The sequence below is a fragment of the Rhizobium sp. PRIMUS64 genome, from assembly GCF_023006465.1.
Lineage (GTDB): Bacteria > Pseudomonadota > Alphaproteobacteria > Rhizobiales > Rhizobiaceae > Rhizobium > Rhizobium leguminosarum.
Window position 1 is genome coordinate 1 of record NZ_JALBGX010000092.1, and the last position, 26,185, is coordinate 26,185.

A 26,185-nucleotide genomic window follows, 5' to 3' on the forward strand; every position below is an offset into this window, starting at 1 on the left:
GCCGCATCCTCGGCCGTTGGCCGGGCATCGGCGACGGCCAGTTGCTCGACGACCGCGACCTGATTCCGACCGCCGACGTGCGCGAGCTCGCCGCGGCGATGCTGTACCGGCAGTTCGATGTGTCTGCCGATGATTTGACGGGGAAGATCTTTCCGGGACTGGGGTTCGACAAGGGATCGCAGTTTCTGCGGGGGTAGGCCCGATCTCGCAAAGCGTGAGCGATCGATCCAGTGAATCGATCGCAGAGGCCGAACGCCCTGAGCCCAAGCGAAAGGGCGGGCGGCATCGGCGACAAGCCTTATCGGCCGGTCATCTTCAGTGCTGCCTCGGGAAGCCGCTCGCCTTGGACTTCGATGCCGGAGAGGGCTGCGTCGATCTCGGCGAGGTCGTCGGCGAGCAGGTCCACGTCTACCGCCCCGAGATTCTCTTCCAGCCGATGCTGCTTCGTTGTTCCCGGGATCGGAACGATCCATGGCTTTTGGGCCAGCAGCCAGGAGAGGGCGATCTGTGCGGGTGTTGCGCCCTTGCGATCGCCGATCCGCCTGATCAGGTCGACGAGCGCAAAATTGGCCTTGCGCGCCTCAGGTGAAAAGCGTGGCACGATGTTGCGGAAATCGCTCGCATCGAACTTGGTGTTCTCGTCGATCTTGCCGGTCAGGAAGCCTGCGCCGAGCGGGCTGAAGGGCACGAAACCGATGCCGAGTTCCTGAAGGACGGGCAGCAGTTCCGCTTCGGGGCCGCGCCAGAAGAGCGAATATTCGCTCTGGACGCCAGTCACTTTCTGAACGGCATGGGCGCGGCGGACTGTCTGAACGCCGGCTTCGGAAAGGCCGAAATGTTTGATCTTGCCTGCCGCGATCAGGTCCTTGACGGCGCCCGCCACGTCTTCGATCGGCACGTCGGGATCGACGCGGTGCTGGTAGAACAGGTCGATGCGATCCGTCTTCAGTCGGCGCAGCGAGGCATCGGCAACCGCCTTGATATGATCGGGGCGGCTGTTCGTGCCGCCGCGGCGTTCACCGGTTTGGTGATCGATATCGAAGCCAAATTTGGTGGCGATGACCACCTGGTCGCGGATCGGTGCGAGCGCCTTGCCGACAAGCTCCTCATTGGCAAAAGGGCCATAGGCTTCGGCCGTGTCGAAGAAGGTCACGCCCTGCTCATGGGCGGTGCGCATCAATCTGATCATGTCGCCTTCGTCGGCGGGCGGGCCGTAGGCGACGCTCATGCTCATGCAGCCGAGACCGAGTGCCGAGACTTGGAGATCGCCGATATTGCGTATTTTCATGGTCGTATCCGCGCTTGTTTTGCGAGGCGAAGGCGAAGAAGCGTCATCGGACGCAGCGGCTGCCCCAGGTCTCGCAGTTGAGTTGACGTGAACTTAGTCCTCGTGTCAGCTTTCGATTAGATGCTGTAATGCGCATGGACCTATAAGGCGGACTAATGAATGCCCCAGGACAACAATTTCAACGAACTCGTCGCCTTTCTCACCGTCGCCAGGGAACGGAGCTTCACCAGGGCCGCCGCCAAGCTCGGCGTGTCGCAATCGGCGTTGAGCCAGACGGTGCGCGGTCTCGAAGAGAAGCTGGGGCTTCGCCTCTTGACCCGCACGACCAGAAGCGTGTCGCCGACACAGGCAGGGGAACGTCTGCTGGAACGGGTTGGACCGAGATTTGAGGAAATCCAATTCGAGATCGCCGCCTTGAGCGAAATGCGCGAGCGGCCGGCTGGCACTATTCGCATCACGGCAGGCGAGCATCCTGCGATTTCCGTTCTCGCCCCGGCATTGGCGCGATTTCTTCCTGATAATCCCGATATCAATGTCGAGGTGATCGTCGACTACGGCCTGACCGACATCGTCGCGGAGCGTTACGACGCCGGCATCCGGCTCGGCGAGCATTTGGCGAAGGACATGATCGCGGTTCGGATCGGCCCCGAGGTATGCATGGCGGTTGTTGGCGCGCCCTCCTATTTCGACCACCATCCGCGCCCTGATGTCCCGCAAGATCTGACGGCTCACAACTGCATCAATATGCGGCTGCCGACGCACGGGACGATATATCCCTGGGAGTTCGAGAAGGACGGACGTGAACTGCGCGTCCGTGTCGAGGGCCAAACGGTGTTCAATAACATCGCCATGCGGATCGGCGCCGTGCTGGACGGGTTGGGACTGGCCTACATGCCCGAGGACCAGGTTCAGTCCTACATTGAAGACGGGCGGCTGATTCGGGTTCTGGAGGACTGGTGCCAACCCTTCCCTGGATACCATCTCTACTATCCGAACAGGCGGCATGCATCTCCCGCCTTCACCCTGTTCGTCGATGCGCTCCGCTATAGAGGAAAGTAATGCCGATTTATTCCATCACGGCTTATCAACAGCTCGTGATTAATTAGTCCGCCTAATAGACCCTAGCTGTCCGAGGCGTCTAATCCTTTCGGTCCGTTGCCGTTACCTTCTCGCCATCTGAAACGAAGCGAGAAGCCTACATGCGATATGGATTGTCCAACACCCTGGCCGCATTGCTGCTTGCCTCAGCGCAGCTTGCCGCGCCATTGGCGACAGCTGCCGATGCGGTAAAGCCCGAGCCATTGGTTATCCAGGAGCAGGGCAGCTTTGCCGTCGGAGGAACCAGCACGACGGCGCCCGGAACTTTCGACCCGCTGAAACCTCTCGATCCCTCGGGGCAGACCTATCACGGCGATCATGCCTTTGTCTTCTATCAGGTGCCGGCAAACCCGCGTCAGTATCCGATCGTGATGTGGCACGGTGCCGGACAATTCTCCAAGACCTGGGAGACGACGCCCGACGGCCGCGAAGGCTTCCAGAACATCTTCCTGCGTCGAGGTTTCTCCACCTATCTCGTCGACCAGCCGCGCCGGGGCGGGGCGGGACGGAGCATGGCCCAGACAACAGTGAAGCCGACGCCAGACGAGCAGCTCTGGTTCAACCAGTTCCGTGTCGGCATCTGGCCGAACTATTTCGACGGCGTGCAATTCTCCCGTGATCCGGAAGCGCTGAACCAGTATTTTCGCGCGATGACGCCGAACACCGGGCCGTTCGACATGGACGTCGCGTCGAATGCGGTGGCAAAGCTGTTCGAGAAAATCGGTCCCGGCATTCTTTTCACTCACTCGCAGGGTGGCGGACCGGGCTGGCTAACGGCTATCAAGAGCGACAGGGTTAAAGCCATCGTCGCCTTCGAACCCGGCAGCAGCTTCGTGTTCCCGGCAGGCGAGGTCCCAGCCGCTATGCCGAGCGCCTTTGACACCCTGAAGGGCGTGCCAGTGCCGATGGACGACTTTCTCAAACTGACGAAGATCCCGATCGTCATCTACTACGGCGACAACATTCCCGACCAGCCGACAACGATGCCGGCGCAGGACAGCTGGCGGGTGCGCCTGGCAATGGCGCGTCTGTGGCGCGACACGGTGAACAGGCATGGCGGCGATGTCACCGTCGTGCACCTTCCCGAGATCGGCATCCGCGGCAACACCCACTTCGCGTTCTCCGACTTGAACAACGTAGAGATCGCCGACCTGGTTTCGACGTTCCTCCGCGAGAAGAAGCTCGACTGATCGCGCTGCCGCGAAGGTGAAGGATTCGCGAGGCATCTCTTCTGATCCTGGAAACCATGAGGTGAAGTCCATGAAACAACTGTTGGGAAACCTGATGCTGTCGGCCAGCATGATCCTGGCCGTTCTGCCGGGCGTCGTCAGTGCTCAGACACCGGCCGAAGGGGACGACAAGTCCCGGCGCTCACGCGCCCAGCAGCTGATGGGCGCGACCGCGCCGAAGCTGGCTGAACTGACCGACGACGTCCTCTATGGCGACATGTGGGAGCGCCCACAGCTGTCGAAGCGGGATCGCAGCCTGGCCACCGTTGCCGCGCTGATCGCCATGAACCGGCCCGACCAGCTCAGATCCCATCTTGCCATGGCCCGCCAGAACGGTGTGACCGAGGACGAGCTGATCGAGACGATCACCCATCTTGCCTTCTACGTCGGCTGGCCGAATGCGGTCTCGGCCGTCGCCGTCGCGAAAGACGTGTTCGGACGCGAATGAGACGAGCGGCCTTCCGCTTTTGCCGAAGCCGGTCGCCCGAATCTTCCGCACAAAACCAGGAAAAGACTTCCATGTGTCATCTCATCAAGCGCATTTCCATTCTCTTTGCCATGGCCGGCGCCGTAGTTCTGGTCGGTTGGAAGGTCGACGCCGAGCCGAACCGGACGACGCTGCCCGAATTGGCAGGCCTTGTTCACTACACGACCGTCAGGCGCGGCAACGTGACCGAGCACATCATGACGACGAATGAAGCCATCCAGGCGGTGAAGAACGGGCAACCTGTTCCAGACGGTACGCACTTCGTGCTGGTCGATTACCGCGATGGGGAAGTCTATCGCACCTTCGTCATGGAAAAGGGTCCCGGCTGGGGCGGCGATTATGACGAAGACCGTCGCACTGGCGACTGGCAGTTCCAATGGTTCAAGCCGGACGGCAGCGTCAACATGCCCGAGAACACGGCGCGGTGTCAGTCCTGTCATTCGTCCAGGGCCGATGAAGACTTCCTCTACACTCTCGACGCTCTCAAGGAATTTGACGGAGCCGTCATTGACTAGGCCGGATCGTATCCCCGGCGGAGGCGTCGCATAGTGAGTCCTTTTTTCGTGATCCGCCTCGTGCTCGACTTCACCGCGGCCGGACTGCTTTTTGTCGCGCTCGCCTATTGGTGGCTCGACAACACCACGCACGAATTGATCGGTACTGGCATGTTCGTCCTTCTCGTCTCGCACAACGTCTTCAACAGGCGATGGTGGGCGCGGCTTCCAAAGTCGGTGCGCGGCAGGCCGAGTTTTCTGACAATCGCTTCGAATATCTTGATCGCCTTGGCGATATCAGCATTGCTGGTGACCAGCGTGCTGATTTCCCGCACGGTATTTGCTTTCCTTCCCTTGAGCGGTGGGCCGACGGCGCGCGAAATTCACATCCTCGCGGCCTATTGGGCGTTCATCCTCGCAGCCGTCCATCTTGGCCTTCACTGGTCGATGATCATGGTGGTCACTGGGAAGCTCTTACGGGTTGGGCCGCAAACGCGATCCGGACCGCATGCCTTCGTGCCGTTGCGGGCGCAATTGCGGCATACGGCATTCACAGCCTGTTCGTCATGGGAATCGGAGACCGGCTCATGGCCCGGCCGTCGATCGATTTCTGGGACTTCCAGGAGTCCACGATCGCGTTCTTTTTGCATCACATCGCGATACTGGGGGCGTGTGCATGTGCCGCTTACTATGCGGCTGTCTGGCTTCGATGGGCAGGTGCGATGCGTCGGGTGACGGATGCCGGCCAGTGATGTTTGTGACGGCTGTGGGGATATGGAGTTTGCGGCTGCCCGGCCCTTCGCTTGGGCTCTGGGCGTTCGACCTTGCAATCGATTCACTGGATCGATTGCCCCGCGCTTCGCGGGACCACGTCTCACCCTAGAACATCATAGAGGCGGAAGATGAAGCTTATCTGGTAGATCAGGTTGGCGATGACGAAGGTGGCGTGGAAGCGGCGGTTGGGAGTCCAGGCGGCGATGGTGCAGAGGATGATGTAGACAATGTTGCGCGCGGGATATTCCCAGCCGAGAGAGAGGATGCGTTCATGACCTTTGATCGCCGTATCGAGAATATCGACGGCGTAGGTCAGGCCGAGGATGCCGAAGAACCATTTGCGCCGGGAAATGAAATATTCTTCGTAGCCGCCATATTCGTCGAGCGAGGCAGGAAAGAGCAGGGCGCAGAGCAGGAAGAACAGGCTGCAGAAGCAGATCAGGAAGAGATAGATGCCAAAGCCGATGGCCGGCACGGCCTGCAAGCGATATTCCCACCACCAGATATGGATGATGAACAGGAACATCGACAGCGCCCAGCCGAGATGGATGGGGTAGACCTTGGCCTTGGCTGGATGCTGGACGATGCCGGCAACGCCGGTCAGCACCCTGGCGAGCGAAAGGCTGATGACCATGCCCATCACCACCTTGATGTGAAGGAAGACCTCCGGCGAGCTGACCGTTTCCATGTTGTCGATCCCCGGCCTGTCACTCCTCGGGGACTTGCTTGGGCTTGCCCTCTTCGTCGAGCGCCACCATGATGAAGGTGCCGGCCGTCACTTTTTCCATTTTGGCATAACGGGCGCGGTTCGCCCAGGCTTCGACGCAGAGCGTGATCGAGGTGCGGCCGCGCTCGATATCGGTATAGACCGACAGCGTATCGCCGATCTTGACCGGCAGCTCGAAAGCCATCTCCTTGACGGCGGCAGTGACGACACGGCCCCTGGCGCGCTCAGTGGCGCGGATGCCGGAGGCAAGGTCCATCTGCGCCATGACCCAGCCGCCGAAGATATCGCCAGCCGGATTGGCATCACCGGGCATCGCAAGTGTGCGCAGCGTCAGTTCGCCTCTCGGCTTGGCGGCATCGGTCATCAAGTTTTCTCCATCTGGGTGCGGCGTCGGGCCGGCGATTCACTGGAGAGTACCCTAGTGCAAAGGCCGTGGGCTGTAAAAGACAGCAATGCCGGGTGCTAGAGGCAGCCGGCGGGAAAAATGTTGCCGCCTTTGCCGATTGAAATTTCATTCGATTTCAAATGGTTGAATTTTACGGCTGTCACCTGACGTTACGTTATTTAATGGCCTTCTAATTAAGCTTTACGCTCCAGTAATTCCGGCAATTCAGAATGCGATCGATCTCAAATACAAGAATCGCCGGGAACCTCATGCGCAACGTCAAGATTTCCACCCGTCTCTACTGCCTCGTCGGATTCACGCTTGCCGTGCTTGCGGCGACGATGGTCTTCTTTCTGAACTATTCCTATTCCGAGCTGGAAGCGGAGCGGAAGGCGGGGCTGGCGCAAATGGATGCGACGGCGCTCGGCATCTTCGACAAATATTACAAGATGGAACAGGTGGGCACGATGACCCGCGAACAGGCGCAGGCGGCCGCCAAGGACGTGATCGGCGCGATGCGCTACGGCGCCGACGGTTATTTCTGGATCAACGACATGCGTCCCACCATGGTGATGCACCCGATCAAGCCGCAGCTGAACGGCACCGATATCTCCCAGATGAAGGATCCGACGGGCAAGTTCCTGTTCGTTGAGTTCGTCAACAAGGTGAAGAAGGACGGCAAGGGCTTCGTCGATTATCTTTGGCCGAAGCCGGGCGCCGACCAGCCAGTGCTGAAGTATTCCTATGTCGCCGGTTTCGAGCCCTGGGGCTGGATCGTCGGCACCGGTGTCTATGCGGATGATCTTGCCGCGCTCTATCGCCAGAACGCGATGTGGGCCGCAGTGCTCTGCCTGCTTGGCGCCGCCGCCACGATCGCGATCGCCTATGCCATCGTGCGCAGCGTCACGGCGCCGATCGCCCGGCTGAAGGCAGCGATGAACGCGATTGCCGCCGAAGAAGCATCGGTGGAGATCGCCGGCAGTGACCGTCGCGATGAGATCGGCCAGATGGCCAAGGTGCTGCTGGTGCTGCGCGACTCCGTCGATGAGCGTAGCGCGCTGCGCGGGCGGGAAGACGATAGGCAGCGGCAGATCGAGGAAGAGCGTCGCGGCAACGAGGCAAGTCTGCGTTCGGCGTCCGAGCGGCAAACTCTAGCGATGCAGGCGCTCGGCGTCGGCCTGGAGAAGCTTGCGGGCGGTGACCTGACGGTTGCGATCGGCGATATCGGCGAGGATTACGCCAAGCTGAGGGGCGATTTCAACGCCGCTGTCGATGCACTGAACGGCGTGATCCATGCGATCGCCGAATCGAGCCATGTCGTCAACGAAAGCGCTTCCGACATCAGCGAGGCGACCGGCAACCTGTCGAAGCGCACGGAGCAGCAGGCGGCCGCACTCGAAGAGACGGCGGCAGCGCTCGACGAGATCACCGCGACGGTCAAGACGGCATCCGAACGGGCGAACGAGGCGCGCGAGATGGTGGCCGAGACCAAGGCAAGTGCCGGAAAATCCGGCGAGATCGTCCGCAATGCGGTGACCGCGATGGGCCGGATCGAGGATTCCTCCAACCGCATTGGTCAGATCATCTCGGTCATCGACGAGATCGCCTTCCAGACGAATCTTCTGGCGCTGAATGCGGGCGTCGAGGCAGCACGTGCCGGCGAAGCGGGCCGCGGCTTTGCGGTCGTTGCGCAAGAGGTGCGCGAACTCGCCCAGCGTTCCGCCAATGCGGCCAAGGAGATCAAGGAACTGATCAGCCGATCGGCGACGGAAGTCGAGGGCGGGGTGGCGCTGGTGCGCTCGACGGGCGAAGCGCTGCTGGAAATCGAGGCGCTGGTCAATCAGGTCAACGACCACGTCGCCTCGATCGCCACGGCGGCACGCGAGCAGTCGACCGGGCTGAACGAGATCAACGGTTCCGTCAACCATATGGATCAGATGACCCAGCAGAATGCTGCAATGGTCGAGGAGACGACGGCGGCAAGCCGCACGCTCGCCGACGAGAGCACCCAGCTGAAGACGCTGCTTGCGAATTTCCGCCTGCGCGGGGAGCAGTCAGCAGGAACCCGATACACACGGGCAGCGTGAGGAAGCGGAGAGATCAAAGGCCGGGAAACCGGCCTTTTTCAATTCCGTCGCGTTCAGATTGTGCCGGTAAGTTTTCATTCACCGTTTTTAATTAAAATTAGAGTGAGTTTTTTCGGTCACTGCCCAGCCAGCCTGCGGAAGCGATAAGAGTATGGCGTTTGTTTCCTTTCCTCGGCGAACCCTTTTGCCCGTTATCCTTTCGGCGGCGCTGACCACCTGTTCGATCAGCGACGGACTGGTGCCGCCGGCCAATGTCGACAACGGCACCAGGGTCAGCTCGATCTCGCCCGCGCGGGCGCCAGCGGCGCGCATGGCGCCCTCGGTCCGAATGGCACCTGTGGAAAGTCAGGCCTCCTATCCGATTTCCAGCGCGCCCGTTGGCCAGGGCTCCGTCGATTACCTTGACACGCCGAACCTTGCCGGTACCGGCCACGCTACACGAGCCGCTCCGCCGCAAACCGCACCGGGGCGCAAGCTGCCGATGATCGACAGTGACGAGGCGCTGGCGCAGCAGAACCAGAACTGGGGCGGCACGCAGGATCTTGCGATCCCATCCGGCGGCGTCAACATGGATGATGAGCTCGGGGCCGAGCCGGTCGTCGGGCTGGCGCAGGAACAACAGCAGCAGATCGCCGAGGGCAATGCCACCGAGCCTGTTGTCGACGGCATCGGCACCGAAAATCCGACGCAGCTCAACCAGCCTATGCGCCAGCCCGCGCAGCAACCAATGCCGCAGCCGGCTGCGCAGACGCAGATGAGCCGGGCGCCCGCCTGGAACGACGGCAGCCCGGTGGTGGCGCCGACCCGTGTTCCCGAAGAGGACGAGAGCGAAGAGGTCGCGATGCTGCGGCCGAACAATCCGATGATGAGCGAGCCGGCGGCACCCGTCGATCCCAGCGTCATGCCATCGTCCGAGCTTGCCTGCCGGCGCGAGCTGAAGCGCATGGGCGTGCTCTTCGACGACAAGCCGCCGATTTCGAACGGCCCGGCCTGCCAGGTGCCTTATCCGGTGTCGCTGAAGGGGCTTTCCGGCAATATCGGCGTCCGCCCGGCTGTAACGCTGAACTGCCAGGTGACGCTCGCCTTCGCCAAATGGGTCAAGAACGAACTGGCACCGTCCGCCCGCTACCGTTACTGGTCCGGCATCAAGACGATCCAGCCGCTCGGCGGCTATTCCTGCCGGCGCATGAACAACAGCCGGCAGAAATACAATCCGATGTCGGAACACGCCCGCGGCAACGCCATCGACGTCGGCAAGTTCGTGCTGAAGAACGGCCACGAGATCGACGTGCGCAAGAAGGGCCTGTTCTCGCTGCGCGAGGGGCGGCTGCTGAAGGCGGTGCGCAGCGACAGCTGCCGCTATTTCAACACCGTGCTGGGGCCTGGCAGCAACCCGGAGCACTGGAACCACTTCCACTTCGATCTTCGCTCCCGCAAAAGCGGCAAGGCCTATTGCGACTGATGCATGTCCTCCTGAACCATGCGGCGGATGCTGATGTTGCGGCCGCAATTGGGCCGGCTGGCAGAAAACGGTTCATCCCCGCCGCAGGGCACGCTATAGATCGGCCAGGCGGATTGCCGTTTCGAGAGTTTGATCCATGAGCTATGATTTCCACGTCGGCCAGAAGGTCGTCTGCATCAACGATACCTTCAAGCATGTCAGCATCGACCAGCTCATCCGCAAAGGCGAGATCTATACGATCCGCTGGGTGGGCGAATATACCCATTATATCGACGGCACCTTCATCGGGGTGAAGCTTGCGGAAATCAATCGCGGCAATGACGACGGGCCGGAGGGTTATGGTGCTGCCGACATGCCCTATCGCGCGACGCGCTTCCGGCCGTTGGTGAAGGACAAGATCGGATCGCTGCGCAAACTTCTGGCCCCGACGCCCGATGCGCCGGTGGAACCGAAGGAAAAAATCAGGAAGAAAGAGAAGGTCTGAGCGCCGCTCGGCGACATCGGCATTTCCCCGACTTTATGCGCGCGACATCAACGCCGTGATGACGCGATTGTGCCTTCAGGGTGCCTGTGCAACAGTCCGCGTCGGACATGTTGAGGAGGGGCCGTGAGACCGATTTCGAGAATTCTGGCGCTTTGCGCCGCCATCGCCATCATGATCTCGGCAGCGGGGGCGGCGTCAGCCGATCCGCTGGTTTTCAACTATCATGGATGGCAGGTCGATCTCACCAACGCCAAGGGCGCGGAGCCCGACCGGGAGATGGTCGCGGCCGTCAAGCGGCAGCTCGACATTGTCGAGCATGTCGATCTTAAACCCGATGTTCTCACCTTCATGCGCACGATCAGGATCTGGGCCAACCCAGCCGCCGCAAAAGCCGGGCCCGGCCATTACAGCAGCAAGACCGGCATCGACCTGCGCGTCAAAAGTCTTGCGCCCGACAAGCCGATCATCCTGCATGAACTTCTGCATGCCTACCACGACCGGATGCTTCCGGGCGGATTCGACAATCCCGATGTCAAGCAATTCTTCGATATCGGCCGGCGGGTCTGGCCGGGCGATTCCTACATGATGAGCAATGGTCACGAGTTCTTCGCGGTCACGGCCAGCGTCTACCTGTTCGGTGACATCGATCGGCCGCCTTATTCGCGCAGCCAGCTGCGAGAGCAGCAGCCGCGATACTACCAGTGGCTCGCCACGCTGTTCGACGACGGCCGGCCGCGCTCGTAACGTCGCAGCAGATGCAGTGATACCGATCAGGCCGTCTTCCTGCTCAAGAACAGCGCAGTTTCCCTGTGGACCTCAAGCACGCCGTTGCACTGCCTGAACGCGTCGGCAATGGCTTGACGGAACCTGGTGAGCTGCAGTTCGCCGGCGCCATCGCCGGGTGGATAGGAGGTGAGCGCCAGGAATACATCCTCGGGCTCAGTGATCCGCAGGCTTGCGGGATGCTGCGACATGCTCACGTTTCCAAATTGCGACCGCATCAATCGTTCGGCAGCGTCATATCCGAAGGCTTCGGCAGCCGGATCGGATGGGGCGCTGCCGAATATGGTCGTTAGCTCGTAGATCTCGCGCATATTGCCGGCGCCGTTGGTTGTGACCGCGAGTAAGCCGCCTGGTTTCAGCACTCTTGACATGTCCGCGATGCCGGCGGTCGGGTCGGGCAGGTGATAGAGCATATGCATCGCGACCACGGCATCGAAGGCGCCATCTTCGAAGGGGAGCGCGGCTGCGTCGGCTTGGCAACCCCGGACGGAGCCGAATGGCAGGGCGCTGCAACGCGCCACCGCCTCGTCGACCATGCCTTGTGAAAGGTCGGCGAGCGTCAGGTCGAGATTCTCCGGCAGCAGACCTGCCGTTGCTGCCCAGAACCAGGCCGGCCCGCAGCCGACGTCGAGGACACGATCGCCTGGCTTCAGGGACAACCGCGCCGCAACCCATGGAAACCAGGCCGTCTCGGCGATGGTGTATTGGCTATGTAGTCGAGCCCGCGCGGCGAGATTCCGGCTGTCGCCATACTGTCCCGCATTGTCTGCTGTTATGGAGGACATGTCATCTCTGCGGGCTTTTCACGGGCGCCACCTCGCGCTTGCCGGCAGAACCTATAGAGGGCTCTGTTCCCGGGCAAGACGTGACTTTGCTCAGCGGGTAGGTCTGCTCGCCTTGATGTGATGAGTTTGGTCGGAGAAACAAATCGTATCCGATTAAATCGGAATGTTGTTGACATCGGTTTTGGTGCGGCGTATTAGAGCGCATCCGATTTAAGCGGATGCGTAATAAATCCAAACCGAAAGGATATCACCATGACCGAGAAGCTTCTCTTTACCGGCAAAACCCACATCTCCGGCGGCCGCAACGGCTCTGCACGCAGCAGCGATGGCACGATCGACATCAAGCTGCCGCAACCTCATCCAGCTGCCGAAAACCTGTTCGGCATCGCCTGGTCGGCCTGCTATATCGGCGCCATCGAGTTCGCCGCCTCGCAGCGGAAGATCACGCTGCCGGCCGGTCCCGAGGTCGATGCGGAGATCGATCTTAACGTCGATAACGGTTCCTTCTTCCTCAGGGCGCGCCTCAATGTCAGCCTGCCCGGCATCGATCGCGACGTCGCGCAGGAGCTGATCGAGGCAGCCCATGGCATCTGCCCTTATTCCAAGGCGACACACGGCAATATCGACGTCGAGACCAAGCTTGTCTGAGCGCGGAAGGGTAGACCTCACCGCCAGAGGATTTGATGCGGAGGGCCTGCCGATCGCCGGCAGACCCCTTCCTGAGGTAGCAGGCACCGGAAATCTTGCCGATCTGGAGAATACGCCATGATCAATAGCCACGCCCAGCCGCACCAGGCCTATGACGAGTTTTCGCTCGTGCTCGATCCTGATGTCTATGAGCCGTTGCCCGATGACTGGCTGATCGGCATCACCGACGTCGTCAGCTCGACCGCGGCGATCCGGTCGGGGCGCTATGAAGACGTCAACTATGCCGGCGCATCTGTTATCGCGGCGCTCGGCAATGCCTGGGGTTCGTTCGATTTCCCCTTCGTGTTTCGTGGAGACGGGGCGGCATTCGCCTTGCCACCGCATGGCATCATGGCCGCGACCTCGGCGTTGCGGCAGGTCGCGAGCTTTGCAAGAAGCGATCTCGATCTTGCCCTTCGGATCGGGTTGCTGACCGTGCGTGAAATCCGCAATAGTGGGCGCGACGTCAGAATTGCCCGCTATGCGGCTTCGGAAAAAGCGACCTATGCGATGTTTGCAGGGGGAGGGCTCAAATGGGCGGAGCAGCAGATCAAGAGCGGCCGGTATCTGGTCAAGCCGGGCCGCTACGCGACGAAGCCTGATCTGGCTGGCCTCAGCTGTGACTGGACCCCGTTCCCAAGCCAACGTGGCGAGATCCTGTCGCTGCTGGTCGAGCCAAGCGACCATATCAGTCCCGAGGTCTTTGCGGCGCTGGGGAAACGTGTGCTTGCGGTTTTCGATGCCGCGCCGCGCCAGTCTCATCCGCTTCCCGGCGGTGTTCCTTTGTCAGGAGAAAGTGGGAAGCAGATCGATGCGAAAGGCTGGTCGGAGGTCGCCGCCAATTCGGATTTCCGCAAGTTCGACGACGGTTTGCGCCTGACGCTGGACTGCACGCCGGAACAGATCGACAGGGTCGAAGCGATCCTCGTTCCGGCAAGGGCGCGCGGCGAGATCAACTTCGGACTGCACCGCCAGTCGCATGCGCTGATGACTTGTCTCGTGCCATCGGACAGGCCGGATTCGCACCTGCATTTTCTCGACGGAATGGGCGGCGGTTATGCGAGGGCGGCCGAGATGATGGAGGCTGGTGCGCTTGACGACGTCCAGCATCATGCGCGCTGAAGACCCGTTCAGCCCGCGAGACGTCGTGACCGCCAAGAGACCTAAGCGGGCGTGCCTGTTTCCCGCATGGCCAGGTTTACCAGCATCTCAGTGAGCTGAGGCAACGCCAATTCGGCTTCCTTTTCTATCGCGGCGGCGGTGAACCATCTGAGCTCGGTGTGTTCATCACCGATAAGTCGCGGCCGGCCGTGCCATTTATCGACGTGATAGACATGGAACGTGACGGATGCTTCGGGCGGGCCTTCCGATCCGAACCGTCCTGCAAACTGCCAGAGCTCCGGCGTCACGCCTATTTCTTCCATCAATTCCCGGCACATTGCCGTCTCGGCGTCTTCACCCTCTTCGATATGGCCGCCCGGGAGGCTCCAGCGATCCGGGTGCACCTTGCGCTGCGCCTGGCCAGAAGAACGGTTCCGTTCCGGCTCAAGACGCCCATCGCGATGTCGGGCATGCATTCTCCTCTCCTCATCAATCTCGCGCCGATGCTGCCCACAGCCACGGCTCTTTGCAATGACCAGTCGTCCATCGAGACAGTCGAGGTACAGCCTGACAGGGTAAGTTGACCCCTGTATTGCCCGGGCGCATAGTCCCCGGACAGACGCGAATGACCTGCTGCTGCGAACGAGGTCGGTCAGTCGATCTTCGTCCGTTTCCGAACAGATCAAACGGAGAGGAGAGCGTCATGCCACCCACATCCCTATCAACGCCCACGCGGCGCGAGCTGCTTGCGGCCACGGCCGCAGCCGGGGCCATCGGCATGCTTGGCGGGACGCGCAGCGCTGAGGCAAACGGCGACGGGCTTAGCCCCTTCAGCGTCAATTTCCCCGAGGATCAGCTTGACGATCTGCGCCGGCGCGTCGCGGCCACCCGTTGGCCTGACAAGGAGACTGTTGCGGACGATACCCAGGGCGTGCAGCTTGCGACAATCCAGAAACTCGCGAAACATTGGGCGACGGATTACGACTGGCGCAAGATGGAGGCGCGGCTCAATGCTTTGCCGCAATTCATCACCGAGATCGACGGGCTGGATATCCACTTCATTCACGTGCGCTCCCAGCACAAAAATGCGCTGCCGTTGATCGTCACACATGGGTGGCCTGGCTCGGTCATCGAGCAGCTGAAGATCATCGAACCGCTCACGGATCCCACGGCGCATGGCGGGAGCGAAGAGGACGCATTTGACGTGGTGATCCCGTCTTTGCCGGGCTACGGCTTTTCCGGGAAACCGACGGGGTCGGGGAACTGGAACCCGCCGCGCATCGCGCACGCCTGGGTGACGCTGATGCAACGTCTCGGCTACACGAAGTTCGTGGCGCAGGGTGGCGACTGGGGCAACGCGGTCACCGAATTGATGGCGGTGCAGGAGCCGCCGGGATTGCTCGGCATCCACACGAACATGGCGGCCACGGTTCCGGCTGACATCGCCAAGGCTCTTGCCGCCGGCGGCATGCCGCCAGCCGACCTGTCGCCGGACGAAAGGCGCGCCTTCGATCAGCTCGACGATTTCTACAAGAATGGGCTGGGCTATGCCATCGAGATGAACAACCGGCCGCAGACGCTCTACGCCATCGTCGACTCGCCGATCGGGCTTGCGTCGTGGATGCTCGATCACGACATCCGCAGTTACCGGCTAATCGCCCGCGTTTTCGACGGAGAGCCCGAGGGGCTGACGAAGGACGATGTCCTCGACAACGTCACGCTCTACTGGCTGACGAACACCGCAATCTCCTCGGCACGCCTCTATTGGGACAACGCGCACCATCCGTCGGGCGGGTTCTTCGACCCCAGGGGCATCAAGATCCCGGTGGCGGTCAGTGCTTTTCCCGATGAGATCTACCAGGCGCCGCAGAGCTGGGCGGAGAAGGCCTATCCGAAGCTCATCCACTACAACCGGCTGCCGAAGGGCGGTCACTTCGCCGCCTGGGAACAGCCGATGGCTTTCACTGCCGAGCTTAGGACGGCGTTCCGGCCGCTGCGGCAGTAGACCCGGCCCGGATCAGGCGACTGATGCCGCGATCACGATTTCCCCGGTTCGCCCTGCGTTGACCGCAGCAGGTTGTCGCGTAGCGTCGTCACCGATTTCTGCACGACGGGAAAGTCGTCGCCGAGGCCGATGGCGCCAAGCAGCGCATTGCCAGGATCGGTTTCAACCAGTTGGCGTCCTGCCGGCGTCAGGCTGACCCGCACCTGCCGTTCATCGGCGGGATCGCGGTGACGGGTGATAAAACCATTCGACTCCAGCTTCTTGAGGATGGGAGTCAGGGTGTTGGATTCGAGGAACATCTTTTCCCCCAACACGCCGACGGTCTGGTCGTCCTCTTCGGAGAGGGCCACCATAGCGATATATTGGGTGTAGGTCAGGCCAAGCTCGTCCAGGATTGGCTTATAGGCGCGGCCGAAGGCGAGATTTGCCGAATAGACCGCGAAGCACAGGAAATTCGAAAGTTTCCGGCCGTCCTTGCCCGCCGGCGGGGAGGCGGGCGCGGGCATATCCGGCCCCTTAGCTGCTTTAGATGTCGGCATCGGTCCATCCTGTCCGGGCTTTCTAACGATGAGACCTATATAAATCGTATCCGATTAAATCGCAATAGTGTCGAAGTCGGTTTTCGATCCTGCCGTGGTGACCCGACAAAGATCAGCGGAAACTCCTGGGAGGCTTGCCATACTTCTTGCGAAAAGCGGTCGCGAAATGGGCGGAATCGGAGAATCCGATTTCAAAGGCGATCGCCGTCATGGGCAGTGGGCTATTTTCGACCAGAAAACGGCCATAGCGCAATCTCGTCTCGACGATAAAGCGCTTCGGGGTCATGCCGATATTGTCCTGGAAGAGACGCGCGAACTGGCGTGGCGACAGGCCGACCATAGAGGCCACCTGTTCCGGTGAGACGTCGCGGCCTTTCCGACTCTCGATGAGCACGACGGCTCGCTGTATGCGCGAATCTTCTGTGCGGCGAAATGTTGTGGCGCGGCCGTGATCGAAGACGCTCATGTGCTTCTGCTCTATGAGCGAAAGCTGGTGCACGGCCTTGGCCGCCCGATCCGGTCCGCAATGTGTGCGGATGAGTTCAGTCATCAGCGACAGGATCGATACGCCGCCAGGCACGGTAATGCGACCGTTTTCGATCAGGAAATCATCGCGCGTGGAGAAAGCAAGACGCGGAAAGGCAATCCGGAAATCCTCCGCATGAAACGGATGAACGCACGCCTTGCGTCCGGCAAGCAGTCCTTCCTGCGCCAAGACGAAGGCGCCCGTGCAAACACCAATTACCGGGACACCCGCCGATGCCGCCACCCTGAGATAGTCGCGATGCTTGCCGGGTGCGGCGCGCAGATGTGGCAGGAGGCCACCGATAACCACGACGTAGTCGAAGTCGGTCGGGTTAATGTAGGGCGCATCGGCGTGGACCCGGATGCCGCAGCTGGCGACTGCTGCATGGCCCGGAGCCCCCATGATCGACCAGCGACAATGTAATGGGCGGGAATTGTCGGCAAAGTCCGCCGCATGCCTGAGAGGCTCGACGATACCCGCCAGCGACATCATCGGGAAGGTCGGCCAGAGGAGAATGCCGACGGAGAGATCGGCCTTTCGGTCGCGTGCGACCAGAAGTCGCTCGGCCCAAAGATCGTCGAGCCAGCGCACATAGTCTGGCTCGCCGGCGGATGCTTCAGGAGGTTGCTCGGATGTGATCATGGCCCAGCCATGTCCTTTTTTCAAAGAAAATGTCTGATTTATAAAATTCAGGCGCGGTCTTCGGTGTCAAGTTTCTTCTCGTCGAACGCGACATCCGGGGAGCAGAAACCACCGGACCGGGGAACCAACAAATCAAGGATCACAGAACAATGGCACTTTCTCTTTCGAGAAGGATGGTGACGTGCGCTCTGCTGGCAGGCAGCTTCATGTCCCTTTCATCTATCGCCAATGCTTTCGAACTTGCCGAGCAGGGCAAGCTGACGGTTGCCTTCACCGGCGACATGCCCGGCTCCGGCTGGCAGGACGGGAAACTGATAGGCTACGACGGTGAAATCATGCAGCGCATTGCCGACAAGCTCGGCCTCAAGATTGAGCCGGCGCTCATGGAATGGTCGGGTACGATCGCCTCCGTTCAGTCAGGCCGCGTCGACGGCATGCTCGGCACCATGGGCTGGACCGAAAAGCGTACGAAGATCATGAGTTTGTCTGAGCCGATCCACTACTTCAAAAATGGCATCATGCAATCGACGAAGACGAGTTGGGACAAGCTTTCCGATTTGGAAGGCAAGAAGATCGGCACGATCACCGGCTTTTCGTTCATTCCGGAATTGAAGAGCATCAAAGATCTTCAGCTCTCGCTCTACGACACGTCCGACGCGGCCGTGCGCGATCTTATTGCCGGGCGCATCGACGCGGTCATCGGCGATCCGCCGGTGGTCTCCTATGCCATCAAGCAGAACCCTGATTGGAATATGCACTTCCTTGCCTTCACCGATAACAGCCCGGACTTCCCGCTGCTGACCGGTCTCGGCCAGGTGGTCTATGGCCTCAATCAGAAGAACGACGATCTGCGCCAGAAGATGGACGCCATCATCGCTGACATGTGGAAGACTTGCGAGATGAAGGAAATCGGCGCCCGCTACGGATTGTCGTCGGATGTCTGGTTCAAGCCGGTGGGCCAAAACTTCCGAGCCGGCGTCGATCGCCCGGCAGATTACAAGCTGCCGTCTTGCGCAGCTGGCGGCTGAACGGCCGTGCGGACGGAAGCTGCACGGCAGCTTTCGTCCACCCTCTTCGCCTACTGCATAATTCCTTAAATCGGAATCGATTTCAGGAGAAAATTATGCAGCAATTCAAAGTGCTACAGCGTCCTTGGCGCGTCTGAAAAGACGCGCGGCGCTGTAGATATAGTCGCATAAGGAAACGGCGATGAATGCGCTTCTCAGCGTTGCAGGCCTGCGCAAGAGCTATGGTCCTATCGAAGTTCTCAAAGGCATCGATTTCGATGTCGCGCCAGGTGAGAAGATTGCCCTGATCGGCCCATCCGGCTCTGGGAAATCCACCTGTCTGCGCTGCATGAATTTTCTGGAAAAGCCCAGTGCCGGCGAGATCCGCCTCGACGGCGAGCGGATCGGTGTGCGCAACGGCCATGTCATGAGCGACCGGCAACTTGCACCGCAGCGCGCCGAGATGGGCATGGTCTTCCAGCTCTTCAATCTCTGGCCGCATCTGTCGGTGACGGAAAACGTGGCGATCGCGGCGCGCAAGGTGCGCGGCCTGCCTGCTGCCGAGGCCCGCGAACTGGCGTTGGAGATGTTGGCCAAAGTCCATATGACGCACCGCGCCGACGCCTCACCGCTCGAACTGTCCGGTGGCCAGCAGCAACGTGTCGCGATCGCGCGGGCGCTTGCCCAGAAGCCAAAGCTCATGCTGTTCGACGAGCCGACATCCGCACTCGATCCCGAACTGGTCCAGGAGGTTCTGAAAGTAATGGAGGAGCTGGCAGCCGAAGGGCGCACGATGCTGATCGTCACGCACGAGATCGCGTTTGCGCGCGACATTGCCGATCGCGTCCTGTTTCTTGACGGCGGCACCATCGTCGAAGCCGGGCCGGCACGCCAGGTCATAACCGCTCCCCGCGAAGCGCGCACGCAAGCGTTTCTCAACAAGATCCGGCACTAGGCGCCTCATGACCGGATTTTCCATATTCTTCTCGGTCGTCCAGGGGCTCGTCGCCGGCCTCGGCGTAACCGTTTTCGTCACGATCGCCTCGCTGGCGCTCGCAGCCGCCTTCGGGTTCCTTCTCGCACTGCTCAGGCAATTTGCCGGGATCAAATTCATCGATCTGGCGATCGATGTCTGCTGCGAGATTCTCTGCAATGTGCCGGCCTTGACGCATCTGTTCATCCTCTACTTCGGGCTTGCCAGCATCGGCGTGAAATTGACGTCGATCACGGCGGCCGTCCTGGGCCTCGGGCTCATCGGAGCGGCGATCACCTGTGCAATCTTTCGCGCCGGTTTCGCCGCGCTGCCTGGCGGGCAGGCGGAGGCGGCGCTTGCCGCAGGGCTGACCCCGCTCCAGACCATCTTTGAGATCCTGACGCCGCAGGCCATGCGGATAGCGCTTCCAGGGCTCGGGAACTACGCGGTGCAGCTTCTCCAGGATACATCCGTCGTCTCGGCCATCGCGGCGCCGGAAATCATGTTCTTTGCCCGCTCAATGGTGACGTCGTCCTTCCAGACAACAATGATCTACGCGACGGCGGCGGCACTCTACCTGTTGCTGAGCTTGCCATTGATGCAGGTCACGCGGTTCCTCGAAAGACGTTATGGGAGATTGAAAGGATGAGCGCTTTCCTAGCGCCCTATGGCGATTATGGTGCCGAATGGCTGCCTCTCCTCCTGCGGGCGATGGTGAATACGGCCCTGCTTTCCGTTTGTGCCTTTGCCCTGGCATTCGTTTTTGGCTTGCTGCTTTCGCTCTGCCAGAAATCCAGTTTCGCGGCGCTAAGGTATTTTGCGGCCCTTTATGTGACGATCGTGCGTGGCGTGCCGCTGCTGGCGGTTTTGTTTCTGCTTTATTTCGGCTTGCCGGGTATCGGGATCGTCTTTGATGCTTTCGGCGCGGCGATTGCGGGCCTGGCGTTGTGTTTCGCGGCCCAGGTCGCAGAGCTTTTCCGCGCCGGCCTGAAGGCTATACCTGCCGGGCAGAGCGAGGCAGCGTTAGCCGCGGGCTTCAGCCCGGCCCAGAGCTTCGTCCTGATCATCCTGCCGCAGGTCGCGCGTGTCATTCTGGCGCCCATGATCATCACCTTCGTCTCGCTGCTCAAGGATTCTTCGCTCGCTTCGCTGATTACCGTCAACGAACTGGTCCTCACCGGGCGGTCAATGGCGACCGAGTATTTCCTGCCCTTGCAAATCTACATTGCCGTCGGCCTCTGCTATTTCGCGATAGCCTGGCCTTTCTCGGTCCTCTCGCGCCGGCTAGCCCTTCCGGCCACCCGCTAACTCGTCATCACAAGGCCAAGACCATGACCATTGAAACGACCGTTGCCACCGGCGACGCACGTCGGCATGCAACGCAATCGGATGAACCTCGTTGGCCGGTGATCCTCATGACGCCCGACCTCAGCGAAGCGCCTGATGCTCCGACCGAGAAGGAGTATGTGGTACGCGCCAACTATGCGGACGCCATAGCCGAGGCAGGGGGAATTCCGTTGATCCTGCCTTACAATACCCGGAACCTGGCACCGGCCTTGGCACTCGCCGATGGAATCCTCCTTACCGGTGCGCGGCCGGGGACGGAGGTGACAGGGGCGCGCAGGCAGTTCGAAATTCAGCTGGTCGAGCAAGCCTTGAAAACCGGCAAGCCGCTTCTCGGCATCTGCCATGGCATGCAACTGATCGGTGAATGCCTTGGAGGCAAATTTCAAACCGAGCTGCCGGCCGCCGCCATATCCCACATCCCGCAAGATGTCCCCGACGTGCTGGCGCACGAGATCATCGTCGAGCAGGGCAGCGTGCTCGCCAACTGGGTCGGGAAGAGGTCGGCGCGCGTCAACAGCCTGCATCGGCATGCTTTGGCCGGCCACGGACGATTCCGTGTCGCTGCAAGGGCGCCGGACGGCATCATCGAGGCATTCGAAGGAGAAACAGACGGCTTTTGCCTGGGTATCCAATGGCACCCGGAATACCGGCTGACTGAACTCGATAGGAATGTCATGAGGGCCTTCGTCGACCGCAGCGCCGAAGCGGCAGCCCGCAAGGCACGCAATGCTTCGTCGGCTGGAAGCAATCGCGTGCGCGAACGGCTGGTACAGCTCGAGCTTGCTCTGCCGGAAGCATCCTCGCCGCCGGGTGCATTTTCCGGAGCTGTGCGGACCGGCAATATCATCACCATTTCCGGTCAAGTGCCGTTGAAGGATGGCGTGGTGCTGCAGACGGGACACCTCGGAGCATCAGTCTCCATCGAAGAGGGGCGAGAATGTGCGCGTTGGGCGCTCCTCAATGCGCTTGCCCAGTTGGAGGGAGCTGCGGGGGGCTTCCACAAGATCCAGGGCTTCGTACGGCTGGCGGGCTATGTCGCGGCAGATGCTGCTTTCGAGCGCCACGGCGCGGTCGTCGATGGCGCTTCGGAACTGCTCCGAGAGCTTTTCCCGGATCGATGGACGCATGCCCGCATCGCGGTCGGCGTTGCATCCCTGCCACGTGGGGTTCCTGTTGAAGTCGAGCTGACGGCCATCGTCGGCGACGAGGCCTGAGATGGGGCGCGTTGCGGTGATCGGCGCCGGCGTCATCGGTGTATCGTCGGCCTATCTTCTCGCCCGGGCGGGGCATGATGTGACACTTATCGATGCGGCGAGCGAGCCGGGCATGGGGGCGAGTGCCGGCAATGCCGCGCAGCTGTCCTGGGCCTATGGTGACGCTATGGCATCGCCAACCCTGCTGAAGCATCTGCCAGCCATTGCGATGGGGCGCGATCCGGCCTTCCGCATCCACTGGCAACTCGACCGGGACTTTCTGCGTTGGGGGCTGAAATTTATTGCCAATACCCCGTTCAGGCGTTGGTGGAACAATACTCAGGACATCCTGCGCCTCGCCGAGCAATCCCGTTACGAACTCGCGATCCTGCTTAAGGAAACCGATGTCGAATTCGATTACCGTGTCGCCGGAAAGCTGCATCTCTACGCCGACCCGCAGAGTTTTGCTGCCGCCCATTCCAGTGTCGTGCGCAAGAATGCCCTTGGCTTCGAACAGCGCCTGCTGACGCGGATGGAGGCGGAAAACATCGAACCGGCGCTTGCCGCGTATCAGGGAGAGATTGCCGGCGCCGTTTATACCCCGGATGATGCCCTCGGCGATGCGGCCGGATTTTGCCGCCAGCTGACCGCCTGGATGATCGGGCGCGGGCAGGTGTCGACGCTTTTCAGCAGAAGGGTTTCGAGCTTTGTCCAAACGTGAGGGGTGCTGACAGGGTTGAGGTTCGAGGATCGCGACGAGCTTCACGTCGACGCCGCCGTTGTCGCCGCAGGACCGCAGATCCTTTCCCTCGTGTCCGATCTGCCCGAGGCCCGGGACATACGCTCCGTCAGAGGCTACTCGCTCACCATTCCAAGATCCGGCCTTGCACCAAGTATCAGCCTGACAGACGTCAAGCGAAAGCTTGCCTTTGCGGCAATCGGCGACCGTTTTCGTGTTGCCGGACTGGCAGACATCGAGCGTCCCGGAGCCGGCTTTGATGTCGGGCGTTTCGACACGCTCAAGCTGGCCGCGTCCGCAGTGCTGCCCGATCTTTTCGACCGATCGGACGAATTGACGAGATGGTCGGGCGAGAGGCCCATGACTCCGACCTCCAAGCCCATGATCGCCGCCTCCCGACGCATCAAAGGTCTCTACATCAATGCCGGCCACGGCATGTTGGGATGGACGCTCGCATTGGGTTCTGCCCGCCGCGTGGTCGATCTCCTTCGATAAGTCGGTGGTTGGCGCCCGGTGCTCACAGTTGCGGACGCCCACCTGCCGCAGCGTTCCGGCAGATGCGGGGACTTCGCTCAATTCATACCTCTTCACATCCATCGGATCGCTTCGGATCATAAAATCCGGAGCGAAGTGAGTGAGCGCGCGTCACCAATGGAATCTGTGGAATGACCCCTAGCCAAATTTCTCAGTCGTGTCGGCCTTGCCGAACACCCAATAGCCGGATGCCTTGATCCAGCCGAGCGGGCAGCCTCGTTCCAGCAGATAGGCGCGGAGATCGCGTGTTACCGAGGCTTCCGCCGCGACCCAGATGAAGGTTTCCGGTTGGATATCGACCGTGCTCAACAATTTCAGCAGCGCTGCGGCATCCGTTGCCTGCGAGAGAGGCCGATGCGCCCAGTGGATGTGCAGTTCGGCTGATGTCGTGAAGACCTGCTCTTCCAACGGGCCGGTGACGGCTGCGATTGTGGTGATGACGGTTCCGGCACTGCTCTCCTCGATCCGGCGGCCGATTGCCGGCAGTGCCGTTTCGTCGCCGATCAGCAGCCATCGTTTGACTGTCTTCGAAACCACGGCGGAGCCCCTTGGTCCGCCGATCTCGAGCCTGTCGCCGGGGCGCGCGTCGATCGCCCATTGGGTCACGGGGCCTGCCTCGTGCAAGGCGAAGTCGATGGTCAGTCTGCGTTCGGCATTGTCGTAGCGGCGCGGCGTGTAGTCACGGCGTTCTTCCCCGCCATCGGTGGCCGGTACGAAAATCTTGATGTGGTCATCGGGTGCAAGACTGGTGAAGTCGGCGAGATCGCCGCCGGTCAATTCGATGCGGCGCATGCCGGGGGTGATGTCGATGACGCTTTCGACCATCAGGGTGCGCCGTCGCGTGTCGTGGCGGATCCGCTCGATGACAGGGGCGGGTGAAGTCTGTTCTTTGAGTTGATTGTTATCCATGTGTCCTTCCGGGGCTTTGAAGCTCGATCCGCAGGACATAGTCGCGCAGATCGAAGCCGCAAAAGCCGTTCGATCATACGCGTTGAGTGACGTTAACGCTTACGTGGCCGGGTGACCCGACCATTGAGCGCATGATGTAACCGACGCCGGCGGCATGTGCAACGGCAAGGTGGCCAACAAGGGCGATGATTGCCAAAGTTTAACTTTCCGGCGGTGTTTCGGTCGGGCAATGATCATCTGCTCAACGCGCATTTCGTGCAGGCGGTCGTGGAGAAGACAATGGACAGCGGAATCCAGGACGTGCTCGACATCTATCACGCGATGATCGAGACGGAGCATAACAGCCCGCGCGAGCTGCCTCCCGGCGGCCGCGACGGAGGACAGGATCAGCGGCTGCGCGCAGTCGGGCCGGAGACTGGGCAGTTCATCAATATCCTCGCCAGGAGCCTCAAGGCGCCGACGATCCTCGAACTCGGCACCTCCTTCGGTTATTCCGGGATATGGCTGGCGGAAGCAGCGCGCGCTTCCGGCGGGCGGCTGATCACCATGGAAATGCACGACTACAAGTCTGCCTACGCACGCGACATGGCCGTCAGGGCAGGGCTCGCCGAGTATGTGGAATTCAAGGTCGGGGATGCCGTCCAGATGATCGGCGCGCTTTCCTCCGGCATCGATTTCGTGCTGGTGGATCTGTGGAAGGATCTTTACGTTCCCTGCCTCGAAGCCTTCTACCCCAAGCTCAATCCGGGCGCGATCATCGTTGCCGACAACATGCTGCGCCCGGGAGGCGATGATCTCAAACGCTATGGTGAGGCTGTCCGTGCCAAGCCAGGGATATCAAGCGTGCTGCTGCCGGTCGGCAGCGGGCTTGAGGTCAGTCGGTTCGATTGAGGCTGAGGTGAGATTAGCTGTCATTTTGTTTTTTTGGTTGCAGAAAAAAAGAAGACACGTTTTAAGCTAATTTCCGACACGTTCCCGATCAAAGCTCTGCGTTATTGCGAGCTTTGGAGATGTGATGTCGGGCATTCTTGTCGCCACCCTTTTGGCAACGGTTTCTGCAAAGATTCCGGCCGGGTTTTCTAGCGGTGACGTTCTCTATTCTGATTGCAGCGAGTCCCGGCAGTTTGTCGTCGGGTATGTTGCCGGTTGGTTGGACAAATGGAATAGTGATGAGCAACTCGCTCGTCGCATTTTTACCGAAGCCGCTCCCAGACCCAGCAGGATGGTGAACTCGGCGCATTTTGCAATCGCCGTTGGTGTCAACGTCTGTATCCCAGTCGGAACTACGGCGGAAGCGATCGGCAATACGCTATGCACGTTCCTGGAGGAGAATCCCGGCATACGCGGGGCCACCGGCGACGAGTTGATGACCACCATGGCTCATTATAAATACCACTGCCCTATTCCTTAGGGAGATTCACGCCGGCTTGTTGGCCTCGATGAAACGGCTGAGCGAGGTGGCGGCGTTGAGCATATGGGCGCGCATGCGCCGTGACGCCATCTCGCCGTCGCCTTCGGCGATCGCCTGCATGATGGCCTCGTGTTCGTCGCGGGAGCGGCTCAGCCTTTCGCCCTGGCGCAGTTGCGTGCGTCGGAAGGCGTTCAGGCGGTTGCGGATGGCGATCGCCTGCTCCGCGAGGAAGCCGTTGTGGGTGGCGCGGTAGATGGTCTCGTGGAATTGGCGGTTGAAGCTGTCATAGGCGTCGAAATTTCCGGCTTGGACAATCGGCTCTGAGAGCTCGTGCAGTTCGATCAGGCGGCTGCGCTCCAGCGGCGTCATGCGGTAGGTCGCGAGCCTGACGCAGACGGCCTCGATCTCGGCCACCGTCTCGAACATCTCCATGATGCGTTCCGGCGTCATACGGGCGACGACGCCGCCGCGCCGGGCGCGAAGCTCGAC

At 60.9% G+C, this 26,185-nt stretch carries 26 protein-coding genes and 4 pseudogenes; 21 read left to right on the forward strand and 9 right to left on the reverse strand.

Going from position 1 to position 26,185, the window contains the following annotated elements; all coding sequences use genetic code 11:
* A pseudogene (locus MOV76_RS27565) lies at positions 1-197 on the forward strand (hypothetical protein); the annotation flags it as partial.
* A 101-nt stretch (positions 198-298) separates the two neighbouring features.
* Here the strand turns inward: MOV76_RS27565 and MOV76_RS27570 are convergent.
* Positions 299-1,288, reverse strand: a complete 990-nt coding sequence (locus tag MOV76_RS27570) for an aldo/keto reductase (RefSeq protein ID WP_247265719.1) — start codon at positions 1,286-1,288, stop codon at positions 299-301.
* 159 nt (positions 1,289-1,447) lie between these two features.
* On the opposite strand from MOV76_RS27570, the gene MOV76_RS27575 reads away from it, so the two are divergent.
* The 5 genes and pseudogenes from MOV76_RS27575 (at position 1,448) to MOV76_RS27595 (ending at position 5,348) form a co-directional block, all read left to right on the forward strand.
* Complete coding sequence (locus MOV76_RS27575) at positions 1,448-2,347, forward strand: LysR family transcriptional regulator (RefSeq protein WP_018242487.1); 900 nt, start codon at positions 1,448-1,450, stop codon at positions 2,345-2,347.
* 140 nt (positions 2,348-2,487) lie between these two features.
* The gene (locus MOV76_RS27580) at positions 2,488-3,576 is read left to right on the forward strand and encodes an alpha/beta fold hydrolase (RefSeq protein ID WP_247265720.1); all 1,089 of its coding nucleotides are present in this window, start codon (positions 2,488-2,490) and stop codon (positions 3,574-3,576) included.
* 70 nt (positions 3,577-3,646) lie between these two features.
* A complete protein-coding gene (locus tag MOV76_RS27585) occupies positions 3,647-4,063 on the forward strand; it encodes a carboxymuconolactone decarboxylase family protein (protein WP_247265721.1) in 417 nt (138 codons plus the stop codon).
* A gap of 71 nt (positions 4,064-4,134) precedes the next feature.
* On the forward strand, positions 4,135-4,617 hold the full coding sequence (locus MOV76_RS27590; RefSeq protein WP_247265722.1) for a cytochrome P460 family protein: 483 nt from the start codon (positions 4,135-4,137) through the stop codon (positions 4,615-4,617).
* Positions 4,618-4,650: 33 nt separating this feature from the next.
* Positions 4,651-5,348 (forward strand): annotated as a pseudogene (locus tag MOV76_RS27595) (DUF4405 domain-containing protein).
* A gap of 122 nt (positions 5,349-5,470) precedes the next feature.
* Here MOV76_RS27595 and MOV76_RS27600 read toward each other — a convergent pair.
* The gene (locus MOV76_RS27600) at positions 5,471-6,058 is read right to left on the reverse strand and encodes a hypothetical protein (RefSeq protein WP_018447223.1); all 588 of its coding nucleotides are present in this window, start codon (positions 6,056-6,058) and stop codon (positions 5,471-5,473) included.
* A 19-nt stretch (positions 6,059-6,077) separates the two neighbouring features.
* A complete protein-coding gene (locus MOV76_RS27605) occupies positions 6,078-6,461 on the reverse strand; it encodes an acyl-CoA thioesterase (RefSeq protein ID WP_247265723.1) in 384 nt (127 codons plus the stop codon).
* A gap of 290 nt (positions 6,462-6,751) precedes the next feature.
* Between MOV76_RS27605 and MOV76_RS27610 the strand changes: the two genes are divergently transcribed.
* The 4 genes from MOV76_RS27610 (at position 6,752) to MOV76_RS27625 (ending at position 11,259) form a co-directional block, all read left to right on the forward strand.
* Positions 6,752-8,569, forward strand: coding sequence for a methyl-accepting chemotaxis protein (locus tag MOV76_RS27610; protein ID WP_247265724.1), 1,818 nt, complete (start codon positions 6,752-6,754; stop codon positions 8,567-8,569).
* Positions 8,570-8,720: 151 nt separating this feature from the next.
* Positions 8,721-10,031, forward strand: a complete 1,311-nt coding sequence (locus tag MOV76_RS27615; RefSeq protein ID WP_247265725.1) for an extensin family protein — start codon at positions 8,721-8,723, stop codon at positions 10,029-10,031.
* 136 nt (positions 10,032-10,167) lie between these two features.
* Positions 10,168-10,515 carry a hypothetical protein gene (locus tag MOV76_RS27620; RefSeq protein WP_003560309.1) on the forward strand — a complete coding sequence of 116 codons (348 nt, stop codon included), beginning with the start codon at positions 10,168-10,170 and terminating at the stop codon, positions 10,513-10,515.
* A 123-nt stretch (positions 10,516-10,638) separates the two neighbouring features.
* Positions 10,639-11,259 (forward strand): hypothetical protein, encoded by a 621-nt coding sequence (locus tag MOV76_RS27625; protein ID WP_018242479.1) that lies wholly within the window; start codon positions 10,639-10,641, stop codon positions 11,257-11,259.
* A 26-nt stretch (positions 11,260-11,285) separates the two neighbouring features.
* On the opposite strand, the gene MOV76_RS27630 is transcribed toward MOV76_RS27625, so the two are convergent.
* A complete protein-coding gene (locus MOV76_RS27630; protein WP_247265726.1) occupies positions 11,286-12,083 on the reverse strand; it encodes a class I SAM-dependent methyltransferase in 798 nt (265 codons plus the stop codon).
* Positions 12,084-12,335: 252 nt separating this feature from the next.
* On the opposite strand from MOV76_RS27630, the gene MOV76_RS27635 reads away from it, so the two are divergent.
* Together MOV76_RS27635 and MOV76_RS27640 are read left to right on the forward strand one after the other, a co-directional pair.
* Positions 12,336-12,731, forward strand: a complete 396-nt coding sequence (locus tag MOV76_RS27635) for an Ohr family peroxiredoxin (RefSeq protein ID WP_047621029.1) — start codon at positions 12,336-12,338, stop codon at positions 12,729-12,731.
* 117 nt (positions 12,732-12,848) lie between these two features.
* Positions 12,849-13,892 (forward strand): DUF3095 family protein, encoded by a 1,044-nt coding sequence (locus MOV76_RS27640; RefSeq protein ID WP_247265727.1) that lies wholly within the window; start codon positions 12,849-12,851, stop codon positions 13,890-13,892.
* Positions 13,893-13,933: 41 nt separating this feature from the next.
* Here MOV76_RS27640 and MOV76_RS27645 read toward each other — a convergent pair.
* Positions 13,934-14,343, reverse strand: a pseudogene (locus MOV76_RS27645) (NUDIX hydrolase).
* 231 nt (positions 14,344-14,574) lie between these two features.
* Between MOV76_RS27645 and MOV76_RS27650 the strand changes: the two are divergent.
* A complete protein-coding gene (locus MOV76_RS27650; RefSeq protein WP_247265728.1) occupies positions 14,575-15,876 on the forward strand; it encodes an epoxide hydrolase in 1,302 nt (433 codons plus the stop codon).
* A 32-nt stretch (positions 15,877-15,908) separates the two neighbouring features.
* On the opposite strand, the gene MOV76_RS27655 is transcribed toward MOV76_RS27650, so the two are convergent.
* Positions 15,909-16,382: a MarR family winged helix-turn-helix transcriptional regulator gene (locus tag MOV76_RS27655; RefSeq protein ID WP_018242473.1), complete on the reverse strand. Its 474-nt coding sequence runs from the start codon at positions 16,380-16,382 to the stop codon at positions 15,909-15,911.
* A gap of 145 nt (positions 16,383-16,527) precedes the next feature.
* Positions 16,528-17,583, reverse strand: a complete 1,056-nt coding sequence (locus tag MOV76_RS27660) for a GlxA family transcriptional regulator (RefSeq protein ID WP_247265729.1) — start codon at positions 17,581-17,583, stop codon at positions 16,528-16,530.
* A gap of 149 nt (positions 17,584-17,732) precedes the next feature.
* On the opposite strand from MOV76_RS27660, the gene MOV76_RS27665 reads away from it, so the two are divergent.
* From MOV76_RS27665 to MOV76_RS27690, 6 genes and pseudogenes are all read left to right on the forward strand, one after another.
* On the forward strand, positions 17,733-18,611 hold the full coding sequence (locus MOV76_RS27665) for an ABC transporter substrate-binding protein (RefSeq protein WP_247265730.1): 879 nt from the start codon (positions 17,733-17,735) through the stop codon (positions 18,609-18,611).
* A 181-nt stretch (positions 18,612-18,792) separates the two neighbouring features.
* Positions 18,793-19,545 carry an amino acid ABC transporter ATP-binding protein gene (locus tag MOV76_RS27670; protein WP_047610405.1) on the forward strand — a complete coding sequence of 251 codons (753 nt, stop codon included), beginning with the start codon at positions 18,793-18,795 and terminating at the stop codon, positions 19,543-19,545.
* A gap of 7 nt (positions 19,546-19,552) precedes the next feature.
* Positions 19,553-20,212, forward strand: a complete 660-nt coding sequence (locus MOV76_RS27675; protein ID WP_247265731.1) for an amino acid ABC transporter permease — start codon at positions 19,553-19,555, stop codon at positions 20,210-20,212.
* The gene (locus MOV76_RS27680; protein WP_113541979.1) at positions 20,209-20,871 is read left to right on the forward strand and encodes an amino acid ABC transporter permease; all 663 of its coding nucleotides are present in this window, start codon (positions 20,209-20,211) and stop codon (positions 20,869-20,871) included. The genes MOV76_RS27675 and MOV76_RS27680 overlap by 4 nt, the downstream gene beginning before the upstream one ends.
* 23 nt (positions 20,872-20,894) lie before the next feature.
* Complete coding sequence (locus MOV76_RS27685; RefSeq protein WP_247265732.1) at positions 20,895-22,124, forward strand: Atu1372/SO_1960 family protein; 1,230 nt, start codon at positions 20,895-20,897, stop codon at positions 22,122-22,124.
* 1 nt (position 22,125) lies between these two features.
* Positions 22,126-23,337: pseudogene (locus tag MOV76_RS27690) on the forward strand (FAD-dependent oxidoreductase).
* A 177-nt stretch (positions 23,338-23,514) separates the two neighbouring features.
* Here MOV76_RS27690 and MOV76_RS27695 read toward each other — a convergent pair.
* Complete coding sequence (locus tag MOV76_RS27695) at positions 23,515-24,285, reverse strand: siderophore-interacting protein (RefSeq protein ID WP_113541982.1); 771 nt, start codon at positions 24,283-24,285, stop codon at positions 23,515-23,517.
* A gap of 279 nt (positions 24,286-24,564) precedes the next feature.
* Between MOV76_RS27695 and MOV76_RS27700 the strand changes: the two genes are divergently transcribed.
* Both MOV76_RS27700 and MOV76_RS27705 read left to right on the forward strand, forming a co-directional pair.
* Entirely contained in the window at positions 24,565-25,176 is a 612-nt protein-coding gene (locus MOV76_RS27700) for an O-methyltransferase (protein ID WP_028733142.1), read from the forward strand.
* A 124-nt stretch (positions 25,177-25,300) separates the two neighbouring features.
* Positions 25,301-25,696, forward strand: a complete 396-nt coding sequence (locus MOV76_RS27705) for a hypothetical protein (RefSeq protein WP_018242463.1) — start codon at positions 25,301-25,303, stop codon at positions 25,694-25,696.
* Positions 25,697-25,702: 6 nt separating this feature from the next.
* On the opposite strand, the gene MOV76_RS27710 is transcribed toward MOV76_RS27705, so the two are convergent.
* Positions 25,703-26,185, reverse strand: a 483-nt coding sequence (locus MOV76_RS27710) for a GntR family transcriptional regulator (RefSeq protein ID WP_247265733.1), incomplete at its 5' end; no start/stop codon positions are given.

What these genes read in the sequence shown, in the direction of transcription:
- MOV76_RS27605 (WP_247265723.1), bottom strand. Translation starts at nt 6,461, where the DNA reads ATGACCGATGCCGCCAAGCCGAGAGGCGAACTGACGCTGCGCACACTT.
- MOV76_RS27695 (WP_113541982.1), bottom strand. Translation starts at nt 24,285, where the DNA reads ATGGATAACAATCAACTCAAAGAACAGACTTCACCCGCCCCTGTCATC.
- MOV76_RS27570 (WP_247265719.1), bottom strand. Translation starts at nt 1,288, where the DNA reads ATGAAAATACGCAATATCGGCGATCTCCAAGTCTCGGCACTCGGTCTC.
- MOV76_RS27665 (WP_247265730.1), top strand. Translation starts at nt 17,733, where the DNA reads ATGGCACTTTCTCTTTCGAGAAGGATGGTGACGTGCGCTCTGCTGGCA.
- MOV76_RS27590 (WP_247265722.1), top strand. Translation starts at nt 4,135, where the DNA reads ATGTGTCATCTCATCAAGCGCATTTCCATTCTCTTTGCCATGGCCGGC.
- MOV76_RS27660 (WP_247265729.1), bottom strand. Translation starts at nt 17,583, where the DNA reads ATGATCACATCCGAGCAACCTCCTGAAGCATCCGCCGGCGAGCCAGAC.
- MOV76_RS27670 (WP_047610405.1), top strand. Translation starts at nt 18,793, where the DNA reads ATGAATGCGCTTCTCAGCGTTGCAGGCCTGCGCAAGAGCTATGGTCCT.
- MOV76_RS27580 (WP_247265720.1), top strand. Translation starts at nt 2,488, where the DNA reads ATGCGATATGGATTGTCCAACACCCTGGCCGCATTGCTGCTTGCCTCA.
- MOV76_RS27650 (WP_247265728.1), top strand. Translation starts at nt 14,575, where the DNA reads ATGCCACCCACATCCCTATCAACGCCCACGCGGCGCGAGCTGCTTGCG.
- MOV76_RS27640 (WP_247265727.1), top strand. Translation starts at nt 12,849, where the DNA reads ATGATCAATAGCCACGCCCAGCCGCACCAGGCCTATGACGAGTTTTCG.
- MOV76_RS27700 (WP_028733142.1), top strand. Translation starts at nt 24,565, where the DNA reads ATGGACAGCGGAATCCAGGACGTGCTCGACATCTATCACGCGATGATC.
- MOV76_RS27575 (WP_018242487.1), top strand. Translation starts at nt 1,448, where the DNA reads ATGCCCCAGGACAACAATTTCAACGAACTCGTCGCCTTTCTCACCGTC.
- MOV76_RS27610 (WP_247265724.1), top strand. Translation starts at nt 6,752, where the DNA reads ATGCGCAACGTCAAGATTTCCACCCGTCTCTACTGCCTCGTCGGATTC.
- MOV76_RS27685 (WP_247265732.1), top strand. Translation starts at nt 20,895, where the DNA reads ATGACCATTGAAACGACCGTTGCCACCGGCGACGCACGTCGGCATGCA.
- MOV76_RS27615 (WP_247265725.1), top strand. Translation starts at nt 8,721, where the DNA reads ATGGCGTTTGTTTCCTTTCCTCGGCGAACCCTTTTGCCCGTTATCCTT.
- MOV76_RS27635 (WP_047621029.1), top strand. Translation starts at nt 12,336, where the DNA reads ATGACCGAGAAGCTTCTCTTTACCGGCAAAACCCACATCTCCGGCGGC.
- MOV76_RS27705 (WP_018242463.1), top strand. Translation starts at nt 25,301, where the DNA reads ATGTCGGGCATTCTTGTCGCCACCCTTTTGGCAACGGTTTCTGCAAAG.
- MOV76_RS27655 (WP_018242473.1), bottom strand. Translation starts at nt 16,382, where the DNA reads ATGCCCGCGCCCGCCTCCCCGCCGGCGGGCAAGGACGGCCGGAAACTT.
- MOV76_RS27585 (WP_247265721.1), top strand. Translation starts at nt 3,647, where the DNA reads ATGAAACAACTGTTGGGAAACCTGATGCTGTCGGCCAGCATGATCCTG.
- MOV76_RS27675 (WP_247265731.1), top strand. Translation starts at nt 19,553, where the DNA reads ATGACCGGATTTTCCATATTCTTCTCGGTCGTCCAGGGGCTCGTCGCC.
- MOV76_RS27600 (WP_018447223.1), bottom strand. Translation starts at nt 6,058, where the DNA reads ATGGAAACGGTCAGCTCGCCGGAGGTCTTCCTTCACATCAAGGTGGTG.
- MOV76_RS27680 (WP_113541979.1), top strand. Translation starts at nt 20,209, where the DNA reads ATGAGCGCTTTCCTAGCGCCCTATGGCGATTATGGTGCCGAATGGCTG.
- MOV76_RS27630 (WP_247265726.1), bottom strand. Translation starts at nt 12,083, where the DNA reads ATGTCCTCCATAACAGCAGACAATGCGGGACAGTATGGCGACAGCCGG.
- MOV76_RS27620 (WP_003560309.1), top strand. Translation starts at nt 10,168, where the DNA reads ATGAGCTATGATTTCCACGTCGGCCAGAAGGTCGTCTGCATCAACGAT.